The 19,724-nt window shown below is 36.3% G+C and carries 16 protein-coding genes; 7 read left to right on the top strand and 9 right to left on the bottom strand.

Annotation, left to right across the window (positions count from 1 at the left end; all coding sequences use genetic code 11):
- Window positions 1-3: 3 nt before the first annotated feature.
- Window positions 4-798 (top strand): ABC transporter permease, encoded by a 795-nt coding sequence (locus ACXYMZ_RS01185; RefSeq protein WP_458946519.1) that lies wholly within the window; start codon window positions 4-6, stop codon window positions 796-798.
- Entirely contained in the window at window positions 795-1,868 is a 1,074-nt protein-coding gene (locus tag ACXYMZ_RS01180; protein WP_458946518.1) for an ABC transporter substrate-binding protein, read from the top strand. The genes ACXYMZ_RS01185 and ACXYMZ_RS01180 overlap by 4 nt, the downstream gene beginning before the upstream one ends.
- Window positions 1,869-1,963: 95 nt before the next feature.
- Here the strand turns inward: ACXYMZ_RS01180 and ACXYMZ_RS01175 are convergent, their stop codons facing one another.
- Entirely contained in the window at window positions 1,964-2,317 is a 354-nt protein-coding gene (locus ACXYMZ_RS01175; RefSeq protein WP_458946517.1) for a VOC family protein, read from the bottom strand.
- A gap of 208 nt (window positions 2,318-2,525) precedes the next feature.
- On the opposite strand from ACXYMZ_RS01175, the gene ACXYMZ_RS01170 reads away from it, so the two are divergent.
- The gene (locus ACXYMZ_RS01170; RefSeq protein ID WP_458946516.1) at window positions 2,526-2,828 is read left to right on the top strand and encodes a DoxX family protein; all 303 of its coding nucleotides are present in this window, start codon (window positions 2,526-2,528) and stop codon (window positions 2,826-2,828) included.
- A 720-nt stretch (window positions 2,829-3,548) separates the two neighbouring features.
- On the top strand, window positions 3,549-3,827 hold the full coding sequence (locus tag ACXYMZ_RS01165; protein WP_458946515.1) for a histidine kinase: 279 nt from the start codon (window positions 3,549-3,551) through the stop codon (window positions 3,825-3,827).
- Window positions 3,828-4,068: 241 nt separating this feature from the next.
- Here the strand turns inward: ACXYMZ_RS01165 and htpG are convergent, their stop codons facing one another.
- Complete coding sequence (htpG, locus tag ACXYMZ_RS01160; protein WP_458946514.1) at window positions 4,069-5,952, bottom strand: molecular chaperone HtpG; 1,884 nt, start codon at window positions 5,950-5,952, stop codon at window positions 4,069-4,071.
- Between the two features lie 179 nt (window positions 5,953-6,131).
- Here htpG and ACXYMZ_RS01155 point away from each other — a divergent pair, with 179 nt between their 5' ends.
- Entirely contained in the window at window positions 6,132-6,836 is a 705-nt protein-coding gene (locus tag ACXYMZ_RS01155) for an NAD-dependent protein deacylase (RefSeq protein WP_458946513.1), read from the top strand.
- Window positions 6,837-6,874: 38 nt separating this feature from the next.
- Here ACXYMZ_RS01155 and ACXYMZ_RS01150 read toward each other — a convergent pair whose 3' ends face one another.
- The 5 genes from ACXYMZ_RS01150 to mqo all read right to left on the bottom strand — a co-directional run bounded on the left by ACXYMZ_RS01150 (window position 6,875) and on the right by mqo (window position 12,674).
- Window positions 6,875-7,462 (bottom strand): YpjP family protein, encoded by a 588-nt coding sequence (locus ACXYMZ_RS01150; protein WP_458946512.1) that lies wholly within the window; start codon window positions 7,460-7,462, stop codon window positions 6,875-6,877.
- Window positions 7,463-7,549: 87 nt separating this feature from the next.
- Entirely contained in the window at window positions 7,550-8,797 is a 1,248-nt protein-coding gene (locus ACXYMZ_RS01145) for an MFS transporter (RefSeq protein ID WP_458946511.1), read from the bottom strand.
- Window positions 8,798-9,228: 431 nt separating this feature from the next.
- Complete coding sequence (gene hprK / locus ACXYMZ_RS01140) at window positions 9,229-10,143, bottom strand: HPr(Ser) kinase/phosphatase (protein WP_458946510.1); 915 nt, start codon at window positions 10,141-10,143, stop codon at window positions 9,229-9,231.
- 154 nt (window positions 10,144-10,297) lie between these two features.
- The gene (locus ACXYMZ_RS01135) at window positions 10,298-10,954 is read right to left on the bottom strand and encodes an SDR family NAD(P)-dependent oxidoreductase (protein WP_458946509.1); all 657 of its coding nucleotides are present in this window, start codon (window positions 10,952-10,954) and stop codon (window positions 10,298-10,300) included.
- A gap of 136 nt (window positions 10,955-11,090) precedes the next feature.
- Window positions 11,091-12,674: a malate dehydrogenase (quinone) gene (gene mqo / locus ACXYMZ_RS01130; RefSeq protein WP_458946901.1), complete on the bottom strand. Its 1,584-nt coding sequence runs from the start codon at window positions 12,672-12,674 to the stop codon at window positions 11,091-11,093.
- Window positions 12,675-13,055: 381 nt separating this feature from the next.
- Here mqo and ACXYMZ_RS01125 point away from each other — a divergent pair, with 381 nt between their 5' ends.
- Window positions 13,056-14,498: an aspartate ammonia-lyase gene (locus ACXYMZ_RS01125; RefSeq protein WP_458946508.1), complete on the top strand. Its 1,443-nt coding sequence runs from the start codon at window positions 13,056-13,058 to the stop codon at window positions 14,496-14,498.
- Window positions 14,499-14,574: 76 nt separating this feature from the next.
- Here ACXYMZ_RS01125 and ACXYMZ_RS01120 read toward each other — a convergent pair whose 3' ends face one another.
- On the bottom strand, window positions 14,575-15,390 hold the full coding sequence (locus ACXYMZ_RS01120) for a TetR/AcrR family transcriptional regulator (RefSeq protein WP_458946507.1): 816 nt from the start codon (window positions 15,388-15,390) through the stop codon (window positions 14,575-14,577).
- A 121-nt stretch (window positions 15,391-15,511) separates the two neighbouring features.
- Here ACXYMZ_RS01120 and ACXYMZ_RS01115 point away from each other — a divergent pair, with 121 nt between their 5' ends.
- Window positions 15,512-18,601, top strand: coding sequence for an efflux RND transporter permease subunit (locus tag ACXYMZ_RS01115; RefSeq protein WP_458946506.1), 3,090 nt, complete (start codon window positions 15,512-15,514; stop codon window positions 18,599-18,601).
- Between the two features lie 283 nt (window positions 18,602-18,884).
- Here ACXYMZ_RS01115 and ACXYMZ_RS01110 read toward each other — a convergent pair whose 3' ends face one another.
- Window positions 18,885-19,697, bottom strand: coding sequence for a hypothetical protein (locus ACXYMZ_RS01110; RefSeq protein WP_458946505.1), 813 nt, complete (start codon window positions 19,695-19,697; stop codon window positions 18,885-18,887).
- Window positions 19,698-19,724: the final 27 nt, after the last annotated feature.

Raw genomic sequence — 19,724 nt, 5'->3', positions numbered from 1 at the left:
GAGATGGCAAAAAGAACCTTCTCTGCAGCTAATATCTATTTGATTATTATTTTCGTTATTCTTTATGCACCAATCTTTTATTTGGTTTTCTATTCCTTTAATTCGGGTGGATCGATGAGTGGCTTTGAAGGGTTTACACTTGATTGGTACCGTGAACTATTACAGGATACACGTTTATTAATTATTGTATTGAATACCCTTGTCATTGCTTTGCTTTCGTCATTAATCGCTACGATTATTGGGATGTTTGGCGCTATCGGAATTCATTCTTTACGACGTAAAAACTCGATTATGGGATTGAACAATGTACTGATTGTAAGTCCAGACGTTATTATTGGAGCATCTTTTCTAATCTTATTTACGATTGCTGGGATTCGTTTAGGCTTCTATTCGGTATTACTATCTCATATCGCATTCAGTATACCGATTGTTGTGTTAATGATTTTACCAAAACTAGCTGAAATGAATCCATCCCTTATTGATGCTGCAAGAGATCTAGGAGCAAGTAGATGGAATGTATTTACAAAGGTTATTTTCCCATATATTACACCTGGGATATTTGCAGGGTTCTTTATGGCTTTGACCTACTCACTAGATGACTTTGCGGTTACTTTTTTCGTAACTGGTAATGGATTCACTACTTTATCTGTTGAGATTTATTCATTAGCAAGACAAGGAATTTCTTTGAATATTAATGCACTTTCTACCCTGCTTTTCCTATTTACAATTTTACTTGTAATTGTGTATTACTTTATCACCCAGCGTGCTGGTACGAAGCTTGGAGGGTTTAGTCGATGAAAAAACTAATGACAGCTTTCTTTGCGATTCTTATTGTCTCTGCAGCATTAATCTTTTTCATTGATCGTTTAAATAGTGCACAAGGTTACTCTGGGGATGACACACTTACGGTTTACAACTGGGGCGATTATATTGATACAGATCTAATCACACAGTTTGAAGTAGAAACAGGTTTATCCGTTATTTATGAAACATTCGACTCAAACGAAGCAATGATGACGAAAGTACAGCAAGGAGGCACGACCTATGATGTTGCTGTTCCGTCTGAATATATGATTGAAAAGATGAAGGAAGAAAATTTGCTCATTCCCTTGGACCACGAGCTACTGCCGAACTTACAGTACATTGATGATCGTTTTATGGATTTAGCGTTTGATGAAGGCAACCAGTATTCAGTCCCTTACTTTTGGGGAACCGTTGGCATTTTATATAATCCAGAATTGCTTCCAGGAAAAGATTTCTCTAGTTGGAATGATTTATGGAGTGCCGATTTAGAAAATGAAATTCTCTTGATTGATGGTGCTCGTGAAGTCATCGGAATGGGATTAAATTCACTTGGTTACTCTCTAAATGATACGAATGAAGAACATCTGATGGAGGCATTAGAAAAGTTAAATGAGCTAACACCAAATGTAAAAGCAATTGTTGGCGATGAGAATAAATTACTTATGGCCAATGAAGAGGCTACCGTTTCACTGGCATGGTCAGGAGATGCACGCGATATTATGTGGGAAAATGAAGCGCTAGATTATGTTGTGCCTGAGGAAGGCTCGAATTTATGGTTTGATAATATGGTCATTCCGAGTACTGCAGATAATGTTGAAGGAGCACACGCGTTTATCAACTTTATGCTCGACCCAGAAATTGCAGCACAAAACACGGATTATGTTAGCTATTCTACACCTAATAAAGAAGCCTTAAAATATTTAGATGATGAAGTTATTGAAGACGAACGCTTCTACCCTTCTCCAGAACTTACAGAAAGACTGGAAGTGTATGAAAATCTAGGTAAAGAAATGCTAGGGTTTTATAATGAATTGTTTTTAGCCTTTAAGATGCATCGGAATTAATAGTAAGTGAAGCGCTGTCTGTCTAAAGCTTTTAGATGGATGGCGTTCTTTTTACAAAATTACTGTCATTCAGGAATGAATTTCACTCTTGAAGATCAACATTCACATATCATTAATAGATTTCCATCTGGATCTTTAAAATTAAAAAAATGATTATGTTCGATTTCGGTAATCAAATGTACTCCCTTATTCTTCATAAACTGATAGGCTTCTTCAATATTTTTCGTGTTGATGTGGAATGCTGGTGTTTTAAAAACTTTATCCTCAGAATAAATCTTACTGTCTAGCACAATTCTCGTGCCTTCCATTGGAATAACGTAGAGATGTCCAAACTGAATTTCCCCGTCTGGATTTATTCCTAAAATATCACAGTACCAATCTCGCGCTTTCTCTAGATCACTCACTGGAATAAATACGGTTCCTATTTGGTTCATAATCGGACTTTTCATATAAACACTCCTTTATTTTTATTACTTCTACAAAAAAGGCTTTTTTCCTTCTTTCAATAGCATTATTTCAATTCTGGAAATCCGTTCTACGTTTCATGATTTATACGTATAGTTATAATGACTTTTTCACTACCATAAGATTAGCAAACAATCTATCGCTATTCGTAACTCTTTATCTAAGTAAAATTTAAAGGAGGGCATAATAAATATGGAAATAGCAGCAGTTGGAAAAGTAACAGGCTCTAAAATGCATATAGAAAACTTTATACGTTGGAAATTGTCACAAGGTTTTCGAGTTGTGACAGGAATCCTAGAAATAGTAGGGGCTATTTTATTAATCATAGGCTATTGGGCTCCATATATGGCGATGATAGGAGCACTACTACTTGTATTTATCGGTATAGGAGGAGTTCTTACACATCTTCGAATCGGGGATTCCTTTAAAGATACGGCTATGATTTTATTTCTAGCAATTCTATCTTTAGTTGTATTTATACTTTATGTGGTGTAAATGAGAAATAAAAAGGAGCTTATAATGACCTAACGGGTTCAGTTATGGGAGAGAAAACAATAAATAACACAATAAATAGGAGTGCAATTCGCATAGCGTTTCGTACTCCTATTTTTATTGATATGACAAGATTTATTCGTTTTTAACACCTTAATTGACTTGGTAAATAGCAACCTCATTAGCGAAAGTACATAGATTTATGTACAGTGTGCAATTTAGCTGCTAAATCGATTGTTAACAGCTATGTTAAATTGAATGTTATTTGAGGCACTAATAATGATTTATTCTATTTTTGAGAAAGAATTTTGGGAATTTATGTTAAGATATAGACAAGAGAAACAGGGCGACCTTGTTCAACTAACGAGGCAGGTTTGTGGAATAAGAACTATTTATTTTAGGGGGATTTTATGATAGGTATTGCAACGGTAATTGGATTTTATTTATCACCAATTTTAAGTATTGTGTTCTGTGCCAACCTTGTATCTATATTAAAAAAGGTAAAAAACAATGAGGATACTTATAAAAGTACATTTTGGTTAATTCTTTCATTTACAATAATTGTATGGAATTTCAGCGTACTTTTGTTGATATAGTACATCTTCAACAAACTGGTGCTTTACTTGAAAATCGTTATGCTAGATTTGTCGCTCTTTTTTCAAGTTCTACTAATGGAGCGGAAGAATTGAGATGTGTTCAGGTTTAAAGAAAGTGAGGTAGCATATGAAGAAATATCTTAGCTTAATTTCATTGATATTGATTATTGCTAATATATTGTTATACTTTATTTTCTCAGCATTAGTGCCCCCACCTGAATGGGATTATTGGACATTATCATTGATGTTATTGCTGTTGTTGGGTTCATTTTTTACTGCACTTTTTAGTGCGAGAGGTCCATTAAAAGTAGTTACATTAGTCATTTCCTCTACTGGTATGTTATTTCTGTTTGTTATACTTATATGGATTTTAGGTATTATGTTCTTTGGTAACTTTGGGACATAGTTAATGTTCTTCAAAACTTAGTTTTAGTAACGGGAGTTGAATAAGGATAATAAATTTTACGTAAAAAAACGCTCAGAAAAAATCTGAGCGTTTTTGCTTGCTATTTATACTGTGAATTCGCTTGAGAAATACTTGTTAAATAGTGTGCGTTTAACACCGTTATTACTGTTTTTCTCCCCCGTATCTGAACCCGTTAATAATGACCAAGCTCCTTTTTTGTATAAATATTCTTCTAGTAAAATTAAAGCATTACTTTACAAATATCATTCGTAAACGCTACTGGGTCTTCAATTGGTAAACCTTCAATTAGTAGTGCTTGGTTGTAAAGCAGGTTTGTATAAAGCGCAAGCTGATCTTCGCCTTGGTCTTTAGCTTTTTCTAACGCTTTAAAGATATCATGGTTAACGTTTAATTCTAATACTTTTTCAGCTTTTATCTGTTGGTTATCTGGCATTGCATTAATAATTTTTTCCATCTCGATTGAAATATCTCCATCAGCTGTAAGTACGACTGGATGTGATTTCAAACGACTTGATGCACGAACGGCTGTAACTTTATCAGCTAAGATATCTTTCATCTTATTGAATAACTCTTCATGCTCTTTCGCTGTTTCTTTTTCTTCTTCCTTTTCCTTCTCATCTTGCTCGATTCCTAGGTCACCACTTGAAACGTTTTTGAATTCTTTTTCCTTGTAGCTCATCAGCATACGAATCGCGAATTCATCGATCTCATCTGTGAAGTATAAAATCTCGTAACCCTTATCTTTCACAAGTTCCGTTTGAGGTAGTTTATCAATACGGTCTACCGAATCACCCTGTGCATAATAAATATACTTCTGGTCTTCTGGCATGCGTTCGACATATTCTTCAAGTGTTACTAATTTCTTCTCTTTTGAAGAATAGAATAGGATTAAATCTTGTAGTTCTTCTTTATTTTGGCCAAAATCACTATAAACACCGAATTTTAACTGCTGCCCGAATGACTCGTAGAAACGCTCATAGCCTTCACGGTCGTTTTTCAAAATTTGCGTTAATTGCTGTTTGATTCGTTTTTTAATGTTTTTCGCAATAATCGTGAGTTGGCGATCATGCTGCAACATCTCACGGGAAATGTTCAGTGATAAGTCTTCTGAGTCTACAAGTCCTTTTACGAAGCTGAAATAATCTGGTAGTAACTCTGGACTTTTATCCATGATTAACACACCACTTGAATATAGCTCAAGTCCTTTTTCAAATTCCTTTGTATAGTAGTTATGCGGCGCACTTTCAGGAATATAAAGAATCGCATCATAACGGACAGAACCATCAACATGAAGATGAATATGCTTTAGTGGCTTATCAAAACCATAATGCTTTTCATTATAAAATTTCTCATAATCTTCATCTGTTAGTTCGCTTTTATTTTTCTTCCAGATTGGAACCATTGTGTTTAGTGTTTCTTCTGTAATTACACCTTCATACTCGTCTTCTGTGCCCTCTTTTAGCTGGCTTTCGGTTACATCCATTTTAATTGGATAGCGAATAAAGTCGGAGTATTTTTTCACAATTTGTTTTAGACGATATTCCTCTAAGTACTCATCGTAGTTCTCTTCTTCTCCGTTTTCCTTAATGTGAAGAACAATTTCTGTTCCAACATCAGCTTTCTCTCCAGCCTCAATCGTATAACCGTCTGGACCATTAGACTCCCAAACATAAGCTTCCTCGCTATCAATTGAACGGCTTGTCACAGTAACTTTATCTGCCACCATAAATGCAGCATAGAAACCAACACCAAATTGACCAATAATATCATGGCCATCTTTTATTTCATTTTCTTCTTTGAACTGGTGCGAACCACTTTTCGCAATAATTCCGAGATTTGATTCCATCTCCTCCTTTGTCATACCAATTCCTGTATCTGTAATCGTCAACGTGCGTGCGTCTTTATTTGTATCAATTTTAATAAAATAATTGTCTTTATCAAAAGTAAGCTTGTCATCCGTTAGAGCACGGTAATAAATCTTATCAATCGCATCACTTGCGTTAGAAATTAATTCACGCAGGAAAACCTCTCGTTGCGAGTAGATAGAGTTAATTACCATATCTAATAATTTCTTCGATTCCGCTTTAAATTCAATCTTCGTCATGCTTCTCTCTCCTTCATTTTTCATATGTAAATATTTTTATTAGTCTTTAGCACTCTCGACACTGAAGTGCTAATCCATCTATTTAATATCATATCAAAAACCCTAAGTCAATTCATTTGATATGTCTGGATCGTTTTGAAATTCTCGCTATACTAGAAGTAATAGATGGGAGGGATTGTATGCTAAAGAAATGGATTGATGATGCAAAGTATACAGTTGTCTTTACTGGAGCTGGGATGTCAACAGAAAGTGGCTTGCCAGATTTTAGATCGGCGAATAAGGGACTATGGAAAACAAAAGACCCTACAAAGCTTGCAAGTACAGAAGCATTAAATAATAATGTCGATGAATTCATTGCTTTTTACCGTGAAAGAGTGCTTGGTGTGAAAGAATATGGTCCGCATAAAGGCCATGAGATTCTTGCTGAATGGGAAACGTCAGGGAAAGTAAAAGCGATTATTACACAGAATGTTGACGGATTTCATCAGGAAGCTGGAAGCAAGCATGTTGCAGAGCTGCATGGCACCTTACAAAAAGTCCATTGCGAAAGTTGTGGTCGTGAATTTGATAGTAATGAATATGTAAAAGAAGAATTCTATTGTAAATGTGGTGGTGTGCTTCGGCCTTCAATAGTATTATTTGGAGAAGGTCTTCCTCAAGATGCTTTCCAATTAGCAATTGAAGCGACGGAGAAATCTGATTTATTTATTGTCTTAGGGTCGTCACTGACGGTGAGCCCTGCTAATCAATTTCCAATGCTAGCAAAGGAAAATGGCGCGAAGCTTGTTATCGTCAATCAAGAACCTACACCATTAGATATGTATGCAGATTTGGTTATTCAGGATAAGAAAATTGGAGAGGTTTTAAAGGAAGCAAATAATTAAAAAGGAGTGCTGGATGCAGCACTCCTTTGATTTATGTTTTAAGCCATCCATTTCGGTGGTGTATTTTTATCCCAGTAGATGTCACCGATATGGTGATGTTCTTTAAATCCGTCATTGCTTAGGTGATAATGGAAGTTAAAGTAATACCCGTCTAGTGGACGATTGTCGCGGCGTACGTGGAATTTCGCTAAATCTTCCTCTGTACGTAAGTCCGTTACATTAAAAATTCGCTCGCCATATCCGTTTGCTGGGTTTTCTGTAATGCCGTAGTAAGGCACTGTGTCTTCGTCTGCTTCAGCGAATAAATCTGCCAATACTGTTTCTATTTGCGGTAGGATAATCGATATAAACTCATCCTCCACTTGTTCAGCAATTCGCGGACCAAATTTTAATAGACTTTGAGCTTTCGCTTGGGCTTGGATACTCGCCAAATAATCGACTTCTTCTTGAAGGGTCGTTTGATAATCACTTACTTGCTGCTTCTCAACGGTAACGGAATCAGATTTCGATGATAGATTATTTTTATTATCTTCCCCATGGATATCAAGTAATGCTGCAGGTGTATATGTTCCAAGGGTTAATATCGCAACCATTACAACCGCTATTTTCTTCATCCAAAGTTTCATGGCCATCACATCCCAATAGTCTCTTAACTTAATAGTATCATTTTCTAGTCAGATGTCTATGATAAATTCATCCTATTTTAGACAAATTTAGGTAGAATCATTGGATTTTAACGAGTGGAATACAAAGTAAAAATAAAGTGATCCAATCAAATATAATCCAGCTGTAATCGTAAAGACATTCGCATAACCCCAATAAGACCCGTAGTTAAGGACGATACCCGTAGACACTGGACCCATGAATGCCCAGCCAAGCTGGAATACCATTTGGTTTACAGAGTTGGCGAGCCCCTTCATGGAATCATCGACTTTTGCCATCATGAGCGACGATTGAATAGGGTTACCCGCATTCATAAGGGCTTGCCTAAATAGAAACCCGAGCGTTGCTAATAATAGATTCGTTGAAAATGCTGTGACTAGTAGAAACGGCAAGGATAATAGCTGTAAGGTAACAACAGCCCGCACTTCTCCTAATCGTTTAACTACCATTGGTCCAATAAACATGGCAACAGCTGTAGCTGCTTGTCCTAACGCAATAATTAATCCAATAACAGATGTCGATGCATCAAAGCGATCCGCAAAATAAAGATTTAAATACGGAATAACCAGTCCACTTCCTGTTCCGATAATCAATTGTGCGATGGCAAATAATGCAATGATTTTTAATCCCGTTTTATTTTTCGTGACAAAGTTGTTTAAATTGAATGTTCCTTTTGATGTTTGTTTCGGCTTTGGTTTTTCCGTCATTTTTACAATTGGGAAAAAGGCTAATATGTAAAATATGCTCCCGATAATTAATGTATAACGAATACTCATTAATTCAGTTGTAAAAAGGGAGAAAAAATCAGTAAGCCCACCACCAAGTAGGTTTCCAATTACATTGGCTGCCATCATTACTGCCGAATGCAAACTAAATAAATGAATTCGCTGCTTCGGTCCTGAATTTTCAGCAAGCCATGGAATAATAGATACTTGGAAAAAGGCTAGAGAGATCCCCGTCGCAAAACCTGCTCCAAGCAAGAAGGACTCCAATTCTACAATACTTCTCACAGTTAAAATAACTCCACCAAGTAGAATTCCAATCGCCATCACTTTTTTTCTTCCGATTCTGTCACTTAAAATCCCTGCCGGTACAAGGATCAATGCAGTCGCAAGCGATGTTAAAGCTATAATTTCACCATTCACATTTTGTGAGAGTCCGAGCTCTCGTATGTAAAAGTTATATACTACCATAAAAGCGCCAAGCCCTATTTGTGTAAGGATATTAGCTATAATCGCAAGGCGAATATTTTTATTATATGATTTAAATTGCTGTGTCCACTCTTCTCTAAAAGACATCTTGTTCGCCTTCCCCTAAGTTTTTTGCGCATAATACTTCGTGCCTCTAAATAGTTTAGAGCTTTTTGAGTGAAATGTAAATATAATAGTTGAATATTTGCTAGTTTGTGTAGTGGCAATTGTGAACTTCGGGATTTTGTGTGACGGCTTCGGGATATTGTATGGCGATATCGGGATATATTGTGTCCACTTCGGGATATTCTGTGAAAACTTCGGGATTCACCCTACCGATTGTGAACTTCAGCATATTGTGTTGCGACTTCAGCATAAGTTGTGTCCATTTCAGCATTTTCTGTGACGACTTCAGCATATCCTGTTACAACTTCAGCATTTACACTCCAACCGGCAACCCCAACACACTAATTCAACAAAATACTGCACAAAAAAACAGGGTGCCAGCTGTCATCCGACAATAGCCACCCTGTTTAAAATTAGTCATTAAAGTTCTCTGTTCGCTCAATAAATTCTTGCGCCGCGCTATAACCTTGCTGCTTTAAATACCAGCTATTCGCTGCAGCTTCGATTAATCCAGCAACATCACGCCCTGGTTGCAATTGGATTTTAATATGAGGAATTTCTACTCCCATATAATTTGTGTATTCTGTATTGAGTTCAAGCTCGTTATTTAATTCATGCTTGCCCCATTTCGTTAGTTCAATATCTAGGGTAATTCGCGTCTCTTCTTGAAACGACTTACTTCCATAAACGCGCACGATGTTTAATAAACCAACACTTCGGAGTGCCAAAAATTCTTTATTCATTTCATTATGAGTTCCCAATATTGTTTGGTGACTGAGTTTTCTAAGGACTACGATATCATCAGCTACCAAACGATGGCCTCGTCCAATTAAAGTATAAGCCGTTTCACTTTTACCAATCCCAGAATCTCCTCGAAGTAAAATTCCAATTCCAAATACATTTAGACAAACTCCAGGGATTGCAATTTCTTCAGCTAAAGATTTTGTTAAAAAGCCATCTAGCTTTGCAATAAAGTCATCTGTTTTTTCTCTTGTACGTAAGAGAGGAATATTTTCTTCGCTACAGTATTGTTCTAAATAAGTTAACTCCTCTTGATCTCTCGTTACGATAAAGCATGGGGGATGGTAGTTTACGATGTTGCCTATATGTAATTTTCGCTCATCTAAACTGAGTTGACGTAGATAGGTAATCTCTTTCCGTCCAAGTACTTGTACGCGTTCTGTCGGGAAGAAATCAAAGTATCCAATAAACTCTAAACCTGGGCGATGTGCTTTGTTTTTTGAGACCTTTCTATCTAGTGCCTTTTCACCTGCGAGAACCTCCAAGTTAAACTTGCGAGCAATTTGTTCTACAGTTATTATTTTCATCATTTTCAACCCTATCTATTTTCTATTTAAATGTTATCCATTATTTATTTATAATTATTCTTAATTATACAGTATTTTCATGAATTAATTAAGTGTGTTTTAAAAATACTGAAAAAAGAAGCCAAGCTGGTTTGCTCGACTTCTTGGTTTATGATTATTTTACTGCTGGATTATCGTCAATTTGGATCACGGTTCCTGATTTATAAACGGTTGATTCGCTAGCAAGTAACAGTGTCTGTGCTGCTACTTCTAAAGGTATTGCAGCGTCATTTGGTGTAACGGCATATACGCGAATTCCTTTTTCGTCATAGTCTTCACTTAATTGTTTTGTATAACCAAGAATGGCATGTTTTGCCGTTGTGTAAGCAGCATCGCCACCTGCTAGTGAAGCCATATTAATAATTACTCCATTGTCCCATTTCATCATATGAGGCAACATCAGGTTTGTTATATAATAAATACTTTTCACATTCATTTCCATGACATCATCCCATACATCTTCCGTCGTATCGAGTGATGCTTTGTTATCGACAGTTCTACTTATAGTATTTACTAGAATATCAATTTTTCTAAACTGATTGAGAGCAACTGTAAAGCTCTCCGCAATTTCTTCTTGAATTCTCACGTCTACTATCCAATAGGAAAAAGTGTCTGGGTACTCCTGCTTTAGCCTTTGTAAGTCTCGTTCTTCACGATCAATCGCAAAAACATTTGCACCAAGCTTTAGAAACTCCTCTGACTGTGCCAAGCCAATTTCTGAAGCTGCTCCACTAATATAAACCGTTTTCCCTTGAAACTCGTCAATTTTCAATATTACCATCCTTTGTTTTAATGTACATTTTAGTATATGGGATACATAGGAAGAATTCAAATGTTCCCCTATATTATTCTATTCCCATAAAAACCTAAAAAGACACCCAAATTTATGATTTAGGTGTCTTTTTTGATTAATTATATGCTAATTCTTTTTTATCATCTGCGGTATCTAGTTTCAGCGTTTCAGCTGTTGAACGTTTAACCTCACGTAGCAACTCTGGGTTTTCTCTTAAAATTCGCCCAAAAGAAGGTACCATTTCGATAATCTTCGCTTCCCACCCAGGTATTTCTTCTGGGAAACAACGATTTAATATGTCGAGCATTACTTGAACTGCTGTTGATGCACCTGGAGATGCCCCAAGAAGTGCAGAAATTGTACCATTCGCTCCAGTAACAACTTCTGTACCGAATTGTAATGTTCCTTTTCCGCCCTCTTCTGTATCTTTAATCACCTGCACACGTTGGCCAGCAACAATTAGATCCCAATCCTCACTCTTGGCATTTGGGATAAACTCACGAAGTTCTTTCATACGCTGTTCTTTTGATTGTAAAACTTGTGTAATTAAATACTTCGTTAATGGCAATTCTTTTGCCCCAGCTGCTAGCATCGTAAATACGTTACTTGCTTTTACAGAAGTAATTAAATCTAGATTCGATCCTGTTTTCAAGAATTTAGGTGAAAAACCTGCATAAGGACCGAATAATAATGATTTCTCATTGTTAATATAACGGGTATCTAAATGTGGGACTGACATTGGTGGTGCTCCCACTTTTGCTTTTCCATATACTTTTGCATGATGCTGTTCGATTACTTCTGGGTTATTACATGAAAGGAAAATTCCACTCACAGGGAATCCGCCAATATGCCTGCTTTCAGGTATACCGGTTTTCTGTAAAAGGTGTAAGCTTCCTCCACCTGCACCAATGAAGACGAATTTCGCAAACTGACTGCTTACTTCACCAGTCTTTAAATCTTTTACTTTAACTTCCCAGCCGTCTTCTGTTTGATTTAAATCTTCTACTTTATGTTTATAATTAATTTCCGTATCCATTTCCTCAAGGTATTCAAATAGCTTACGAGTTAACGCACCGAAGTTCACATCTGTTCCAGCATCAATTTTCGTCGCAGCAATCTCATCTTCCAATACACGATCATTCATGATCAGTGGAAGCCATTCTGCTAATGTTGCTGGGTCATCCGTAAATTCCATATCCTCAAATAATGGATTTTCTCTCATTAATTCATAACGTTTCTTTAAAAACTCCACATTTCTTTTGCCTTCTACTAAACTAATATGTGGTAATGCGCGAATGAACTTTTCTGGTTGTGTAAGTAAGCCCTTCTTTACTAAATAGGACCAGAATTGCAGTGAAACCTGAAATTGTTCATTTACACTATTCGCTTTTGTAACATTTATCGTTCCATCTGCGTTTTCTGAGGTATAGTTCAATTCACATAATGCTGCATGACCTGTTCCAGCGTTATTAAGCTCATGAGAACTTTCTTCCCCTGCTTTATCCAACGTTTCGAAAACCTTAATCGACCAATCTGGAGCTAACTCTTTAATAAGTGTCCCAAGTGTAGCGCTCATGATACCCGCACCTATTAAAATAACATCCGTGCTTTCCCTCTTGTTACTCATATTAACCGCTTCCTTATAATTAGTAGTATTTAAAACAAAGGCGCAAGCGCCCGAAAGACGTGGCTTAACCACATTATCCAACAGCAACTTAGATACTTTATCATTCTATCTAATTTTTAAAATTGAAAGTGCTTCCAGAATTCATCCTATCAATCTAAGAATTCCAAAAAAACACCGATAAGAATAAGAATTCACCCTTTCTATTTTAGCACAATTCATCGTTTCACACCATAGAAACTGACAAAAGCAAAAAAGAAAGTCTTAACCATGAAAATCTGATGACAAACCCTATAAATTAGTAGAATTTCACCTTTATGCTACTGACAAACAAGTGAATAAAATGTACAATAGAACTTGGTGTTAATTTATTATATGATCATATAAATATCTGTTCAAAGCATAGATAATAACGAGCAAAATATCCGTTTTTTATCTTCATGAACAATATTGAGAATGGAAAGGGATGCAGCAATGGGATATCGTATTGAAAAAGATTTTTTAGGTGAAGAAAAGATACCTTTAGAGGCGTATTATGGAATTCAAAGTCTTCGAGCAAAAGATAATTTCCCTATTACAGGATATAAAATGGATTCAACTTTAATACACGCAATTGGTTTAGTGAAAAAAGCAGCAGCACTTGCTAACAGTGAAATTGGAAAGTTAGACGAAAAGTTAGCTAATGCAATTGTAGAAGCTTCTGAGGAAGTAGCCACTGGAAAATTTGATGATCAATTTATTGTAGATCCTATCCAAGGTGGAGCAGGAACTTCATTTAACATGAACGCTAACGAAATCATTGCCAATCGTGCCCTTGAACTTTTGAATGAAGATAAAGGAAATTACAGCATCGTTAGTCCAAATTCCCATGTGAATATGGCACAATCAACGAATGATGTTTTTCCAACAGCAGTTAATATTTCTATCATTGAAAGATTACATCGCTTAACAGAACAATTAGCAATTCTAGTTGATTCGCTAAAAAGAAAAGCAGTAGAATTCGATGATGTAATAAAAATGGGAAGAACCCACCTACAAGACGCTGTACCTATTCGTCTTGGTCAGGAATTCATTGGGTACTATTCTGTTATAAATAGAGATTTAAACCGAATCCAGCGTTCCATTGATGGCATGCTTGGACTTAATCTTGGCGGGACATCTGTCGGGACTGGCCTTAATGCTCTTCCAGAATATACAGAGAAGGCAGTAGCATATCTAAAAGAATTTACAGGATTTGATTTAAGAAGTAGTGAAAGTTTAATTGATGCGACTCAAAATACAGATGTATATACAGAAGTTTCAAGTATGTTAAAAATAAATGCACTGAACTTATCGAAAATCGCGAATGACTTGCGCTTAATGAGTTCTGGGCCAACTGCTGGTTTACAGGAAATTAATCTTCCAGCGCGTCAAAGTGGATCTTCTATCATGCCAGGTAAAATAAACCCAGTGATGTGTGAAGTAATGAATCAGGTTTCTTACCAAGTAGTAGGGAATGATACAACGATTGCGATGGCTGCTGAAAATGGTCAGCTTGAATTAAACGTAATGAAGCCTGTACTTGTTTTCAATTTATTAGAATCTATTCGCATTCTTGAAAATGGTGTTCGCGTATTTAGAGACTATGCAATTGATGGAATAACTGCGAACATTGAACACTGTCGTAATGTTGTTGAGCGCAGTATCTCACTTGTTACTGCAATTAATCCATATGTAGGATATGAAAAAGCAACTGAAATTGCTAAAATCGCTGTTGAAACAAATAGACCTATCAGAGAAATCTGTGTGGATATTGGAGTATTAACAGAACAAGAAGTAGATGCAATTCTAGATTTGAAAAACTTAACATCACCAGGTATCTCCGGAGCAGAAACGATCAATACTGTAGCTGCAAAGTAAAACGAATTGTAAAAACCAAAATAAAGCTGATACAAAACGAATAGGTATTGTTTTGTATCAGCTTTTTTAAAATACTTTATTGTTCTTGATAGTAATTTTTCAAGGCAAAACCTGCCCATTTACAATTCGGATGGTCTTTAATATTCATAATCAAACCTTGAATCACGGCTGGACTCATCGATGGTTGGAGCAAATCTTCTTTTAATAATACTAAAGAATCCTTTACAATAGAAGGTTCTATATCTTCTAGTGCTTCATCTAAAATCTCCAGTAATTGTTCCTGTGAGAATGCACCTTGCTTTTGCATCAGATCTAGATGATTATGGATTTCTTCAGGAATATATGGTTTTTTCGTATACGTTGCAAGGAGGTCGGTTTTCTCTGTTAATGATGTCGCTAGTCTCGCTACATCTAAATGAATATTTTCTAAAAGAAATACCTCTGTGTATGATTTTATCAAACCCTGTACGGTATAAACCATATCGTGCTCCATATGCTTTATCTTATCCCCATATGTTTTTCGTAACATCGTCAATATAGATTGCTGGATTAAATCGGCATATCCATGTATCTTCGTAAGGAGCTCATTATCTAAGAAATGGGTTTGTTCTTTCATAAAAACTTTTGTAAAGTTCGATTTCTCGGATAAATTTTCAAAATGGTAATAAAAATAATTATATGGCAATTCTTCTTTTTTACTTTCACTGACCAGTTGGTCAATTTCAGCTGTGACTTCTTTTAAAAAATATTCCACTAATGAAAGTATTAAAGCATCTTTTGATTTAAAGGATAGGTAGAATGCACCTTTTGAAATCCCACATTGATCTGTAATCTCTTGAATAGAGGTAGCATTAAATCCATTTTTGGCAAATAGCTCTAATGATTTTTCCATTATCATTTGTTTTTTTATCATTAAATTCGCTCGCTTTCCAGCTTTTCTGTTTGACTTATGACCAACTAGTCATATATTATAAATACTTGTATGAAACAAGTCAATAAAGGGTAGGTGCAAAATGAAAGGTACAGTTAACTTTGTTCTGAAAAACAAACTTGCAGTATGGATTCTGACCATTATTATTGCTGCAACAGGTATGTATTCGGGAACACAAATGAAAACAGAATCCATTCCAGATATTACGATACCATATTTAATGGTAACAACCGTTCATCCTGGAGCTACTGCTGAACAAGTAATGGAAGAAGTATCCATTCCAATAGAACGAGCAGTCGAAGATTTAGAAGATGTAAAAAATGTCTTTTCGAATTCATCTTCAAGTATATCGAATATCCAGATTGAGTATGAATACGGAATTGATATGGCTGAAAAACGCAGACTATTACAAGATTCCATCGATGCTCTTACACTATCAGATGATGTACAAGAGCCATTTATTACTGCAATTAGTTTAAATATGATGCCTGTCGTGGCACTGAGCGTTAGTAGTACAGAAGATGATATTGTTGAGCTTACTTCTATAGTAAATGAAGCAATACTTCCAAACATAGAAAAATTAGATGGTGTTGCATCTGCAACAATGACAGGTCAACACATTGAAGAAGTCGAGCTCACTTATGATGAGGATCTTTTAGAAGAACTTGAGCTTACGCAAGAAGATGTAGAAGATATGATTCAAGCAAGTGACATGGCCGTTTCACTTGGTCTCTTTGAATTTGAAGAAGGTGAGCAAGCAGTTTCAGTTGATGGGAAGTTTATGACAGCAGAAGATTTAGAGGAATTAGTCATTCCGGTTACACCTTCTGAAACCTATCCTTCTCCATTCATTACACTTGGTGAAATTGCAGAGCTTGAAATTGTTGGTAAAGTGGAATCTGTTTCACGTACTAATGGTGAAGATGCAATCGCTATTCAAATCATTAAAGGACAGCAAGCAAACACTGTTGATGTTGTAAATGATGTAAAAGCTTTAATGGAAGAAGAAAAGGAAAGATTCGAGGGCTTAGTTGTTGATGTTTCATTGGATCAAGGAAAGCCTATCCAAGACTCGATCAATACAATGCTTGAAAAAGCTGTATTTGGTGGATTGATTGCGATTTTAATTATCCTTCTTTTCTTACGTGATATTAAATCAACGATTATTTCCATTGTATCAATTCCAGTATCCGTTTTTGCCGCGTTCTTGGTTCTAAACTGGTTAGGAATTACAATGAACATTATGACACTTGGTGCAGTGACCGTTGCAGTTGGTCGTGTTATCGATGACTCCATTGTTGTTGTAGAAAATATATATCGTAGATTGCATCTGAAAGAAGAGAAACTATATGGTAGAGAATTGATTCGTGAAGCAACACTTGAAATGTTCAAACCAATTCTTTCCTCTACTCTAGTAACTATTGCCGTTTTCGCACCGATGATATTCATTGGCGGAATGGTTGGAGAATTATTCATGCCATTTGCTTTAACGATGTCACTAGCACTCGTTGCTTCATTAATCGTCGCAGTTACAATTGTACCAGCATTATCACACACCCTATTTAAAAATAAATTGTATGACACTCGTAAAGAAGTTAAATTTAAAAAGCAAGGTAAGTTCACAAGTGGCTATAAAAAGGCTTTAAAGTGGACCTTAAATCATAAAGTAATCACTTCAGTAACTGCAATTGCATTACTAGTAGGAAGTTTATTCTTAATGCCACTAATTGGCTTTAGTTTCCTTGGTAGTGATGAAGAAAAAGTGATGTATCTAACATATTCACCTGCAACTGGTGAGTTAAGTGATGAAACACTTGAAAACATTACAGAAGTAGAACAAGAATTATTAGAACGTGAAGATATTGAGATCGTTCAAGTATCTGTTACAGATTCATCTGATCCAGCTGCTGCAATGATGCCTGGTAGTAGCGGTGCCCTAATGTTTGTTACCTTCGATCCTGAAATGGATGATTTCCCAGAGGTTCGAGACAACATTGTGGAATATCTCGATGAACTTGAACATTCAGGAAATTGGATTAGTCAAGATTTCTCTGGAATGGGTGGGCTTGGCTCTGATGAATTAAGCTACACATTCTATAGTGAAAACTTGGATAGCCTTAATGAAGCTGTAGCAATGGTAGAAGAAGTAATGGCTGACAATAATCGACTAGAAGATGTATCCTCTACAACGGATGATGCATATGTAGAACAAGTCCTTCGAATCGACCAAGCCGAATTACTACAATACGGTCTCACGACTGGCCAAATTGTTGGAATGCTAAGTAGTGGTGCTCCGTCAAATACTGTAACTACTGTTGAAAAGGATGGAGAAACACTTGATGTCATTGTGCAGCAAGAAGAACAAATTGCTGCAACTTCAATTGAGGAATTACTTGAAATCCCAGTTCCTATTGTGACACAACCTGGGACGGTTTTACCTCTATCTGATCTTGTAACATTAGAAGAAGATTCTACAGTGAATCAGTTGGACCGTAGTAATAACCAATACTATGCAACGGTTTCAGGAACAATTTTAGATCAAGATATTTCTATTGTGACATCTGAAGTTGATGAAGCAATTGAAGACCTAGAATTGCCTCGAGGCGTAGAAGTTGGAATTGCTGGTGTTGCAGCTGATATGCAAGAAACATTTACACAGCTAGGACTCGCAATGCTAGCAGCCATCGCGATTGTATACTTCATTTTAGTAGTTACATTCAGTGAAGGTATCGCACCATTTGCTATCCTATTCTCACTACCGTTTGCTATTATCGGTTCGTTTGTAGGACTATACCTAACAAACCAGACCATTTCTGTAACGGTAATGATGGGACTTCTCATGTTAATCGGGATTATCGTCACGAATGCTATCGTGCTCGTCGATCGAATTATCAAGATGGAGCGCTCTGGTATGGATTTACGTCAAGCAATCATTGAAGCTGGTGGAACTCGTCTGCGTCCGATTCTAATGACTGCTATTGCAACGATGGGTGCATTGATTCCATTAGCAATTGACGGTGGCGGTGGTGGACTTGTCTCCAGAGACTTAGGTATTACAGTTATTGGGGGACTAGCAAGTTCGACCGTACTCACGCTATTCATTGTACCTTTAGTATATGAATTACTATCGAAACTCTTCAAAAAAGATCGTAAAAATATAAGAGAAGACTAATACAGAAAAACACCCTATGTAAGGAAGAAGCACTTCCTGAACCATAGGGTGTTTTTATATTTAGGTTGTATTAAAGCGTATTTTTGAGTTTTCATCACATAAGTATTAAGAGGACCAAATTGAGCTTCGGAAATATACGGAGACTCCAGCGGGAGGAAAGGCTTAGGTGAGATCCCGAAGCGCGCAAAGCGTGCAAGGGAGCTCACCAGCCGCCCGCGGAAAGCGTAGTATATTTCCGAAGCGGGTTTTTCCTCCTTACCCAATTGAACCCTAAGAGCCTTTATTAAAACCCTGGGATATTAATGCCGCTAACAAGGTAAGTTAGAATGATTAGTACGAGTAAGTATCCGCTGATTAGCCAGAATAAGTCGTATTTTGGTTTATCAATATTAACTAAGAATAAGTACACATGAATCATACCAAAAAGCATAAGGCCGAAAATATACATTACAAAGAAATAATCCAGTAATAAGAAACCAAATAAGATAAATATTAAACAGAAGACTAATGCAAAAGGAATGTTAACAAGCGTATACTTCGTCAATAATGCTTTGTGTTTCATTTTATTATTTCCGAAGAATTGTAACATGAAGTATAAAGAAAAATACCCCACTGCAAAAGTGATCAGCCATCCGATCATTGTTTGGAACATAAAGCTAATACCAACATCAGGGGCAAATAACCCACCTAATCCGCCAGTAACAGCATCCAAATAACCTCGGTAAGCAAAATAAGCAACGACTCCAATAAGAATTGATAATACTACAAAAATAATGATACTTGTTTCGATGCTTATTGTTCGTGTTGATTTTATTAGTGAGTGTGGTCTTAATATAGCATCTTTCCAAATACCTTTCGTCTCGTCTAAGCTCTTTTCAAAGTCAAAGTTAATCTTTTTGCTATCAGACGACTTTGTCTTCATTTCGATATTTTCCATAGACGTCTCATCTATTGCCCGCTCTTCATAATGAGTAAATTCTGCTTTTTGTGTAGATGCGTGTTCATTAACCGTATCATTCTGACCAGTATTTAGTTCTTGTTCCTCTACCCTTGGTTCTTTCTCATCTTCAGGTCTTTGATTTAAATCCTTGTCCATACTTCCCCACTCCCTATGATATGTACT

It is taken from the genome of Oceanobacillus sp. CAU 1775 (assembly GCF_054482815.1).
Note: the sequence above shows the minus strand (reverse complement) of the source record. Positions and strands in the feature narration are given on the sequence as shown.

Excerpts from the sequence above, each read along its gene's own strand:
- ACXYMZ_RS01185 (WP_458946519.1), top strand. The coding sequence starts at position 4 with ATGGCAAAAAGAACCTTCTCTGCAGCTAATATCTATTTGATTATTATT.
- ACXYMZ_RS01180 (WP_458946518.1), top strand. The coding sequence starts at position 795 with ATGAAAAAACTAATGACAGCTTTCTTTGCGATTCTTATTGTCTCTGCA.
- ACXYMZ_RS01175 (WP_458946517.1), bottom strand. The coding sequence starts at position 2,317 with ATGAAAAGTCCGATTATGAACCAAATAGGAACCGTATTTATTCCAGTG.
- ACXYMZ_RS01170 (WP_458946516.1), top strand. The coding sequence starts at position 2,526 with ATGGAAATAGCAGCAGTTGGAAAAGTAACAGGCTCTAAAATGCATATA.
- ACXYMZ_RS01165 (WP_458946515.1), top strand. The coding sequence starts at position 3,549 with ATGAAGAAATATCTTAGCTTAATTTCATTGATATTGATTATTGCTAAT.
- htpG (WP_458946514.1), bottom strand. The coding sequence starts at position 5,952 with ATGACGAAGATTGAATTTAAAGCGGAATCGAAGAAATTATTAGATATG.
- ACXYMZ_RS01155 (WP_458946513.1), top strand. The coding sequence starts at position 6,132 with ATGCTAAAGAAATGGATTGATGATGCAAAGTATACAGTTGTCTTTACT.
- ACXYMZ_RS01150 (WP_458946512.1), bottom strand. The coding sequence starts at position 7,462 with ATGAAACTTTGGATGAAGAAAATAGCGGTTGTAATGGTTGCGATATTA.
- ACXYMZ_RS01145 (WP_458946511.1), bottom strand. The coding sequence starts at position 8,797 with ATGTCTTTTAGAGAAGAGTGGACACAGCAATTTAAATCATATAATAAA.
- hprK (WP_458946510.1), bottom strand. The coding sequence starts at position 10,143 with ATGAAAATAATAACTGTAGAACAAATTGCTCGCAAGTTTAACTTGGAG.
- ACXYMZ_RS01125 (WP_458946508.1), top strand. The coding sequence starts at position 13,056 with ATGGAAAGGGATGCAGCAATGGGATATCGTATTGAAAAAGATTTTTTA.
- ACXYMZ_RS01120 (WP_458946507.1), bottom strand. The coding sequence starts at position 15,390 with ATGGAAAAATCATTAGAGCTATTTGCCAAAAATGGATTTAATGCTACC.
- ACXYMZ_RS01115 (WP_458946506.1), top strand. The coding sequence starts at position 15,512 with ATGAAAGGTACAGTTAACTTTGTTCTGAAAAACAAACTTGCAGTATGG.
- ACXYMZ_RS01110 (WP_458946505.1), bottom strand. The coding sequence starts at position 19,697 with ATGGACAAGGATTTAAATCAAAGACCTGAAGATGAGAAAGAACCAAGG.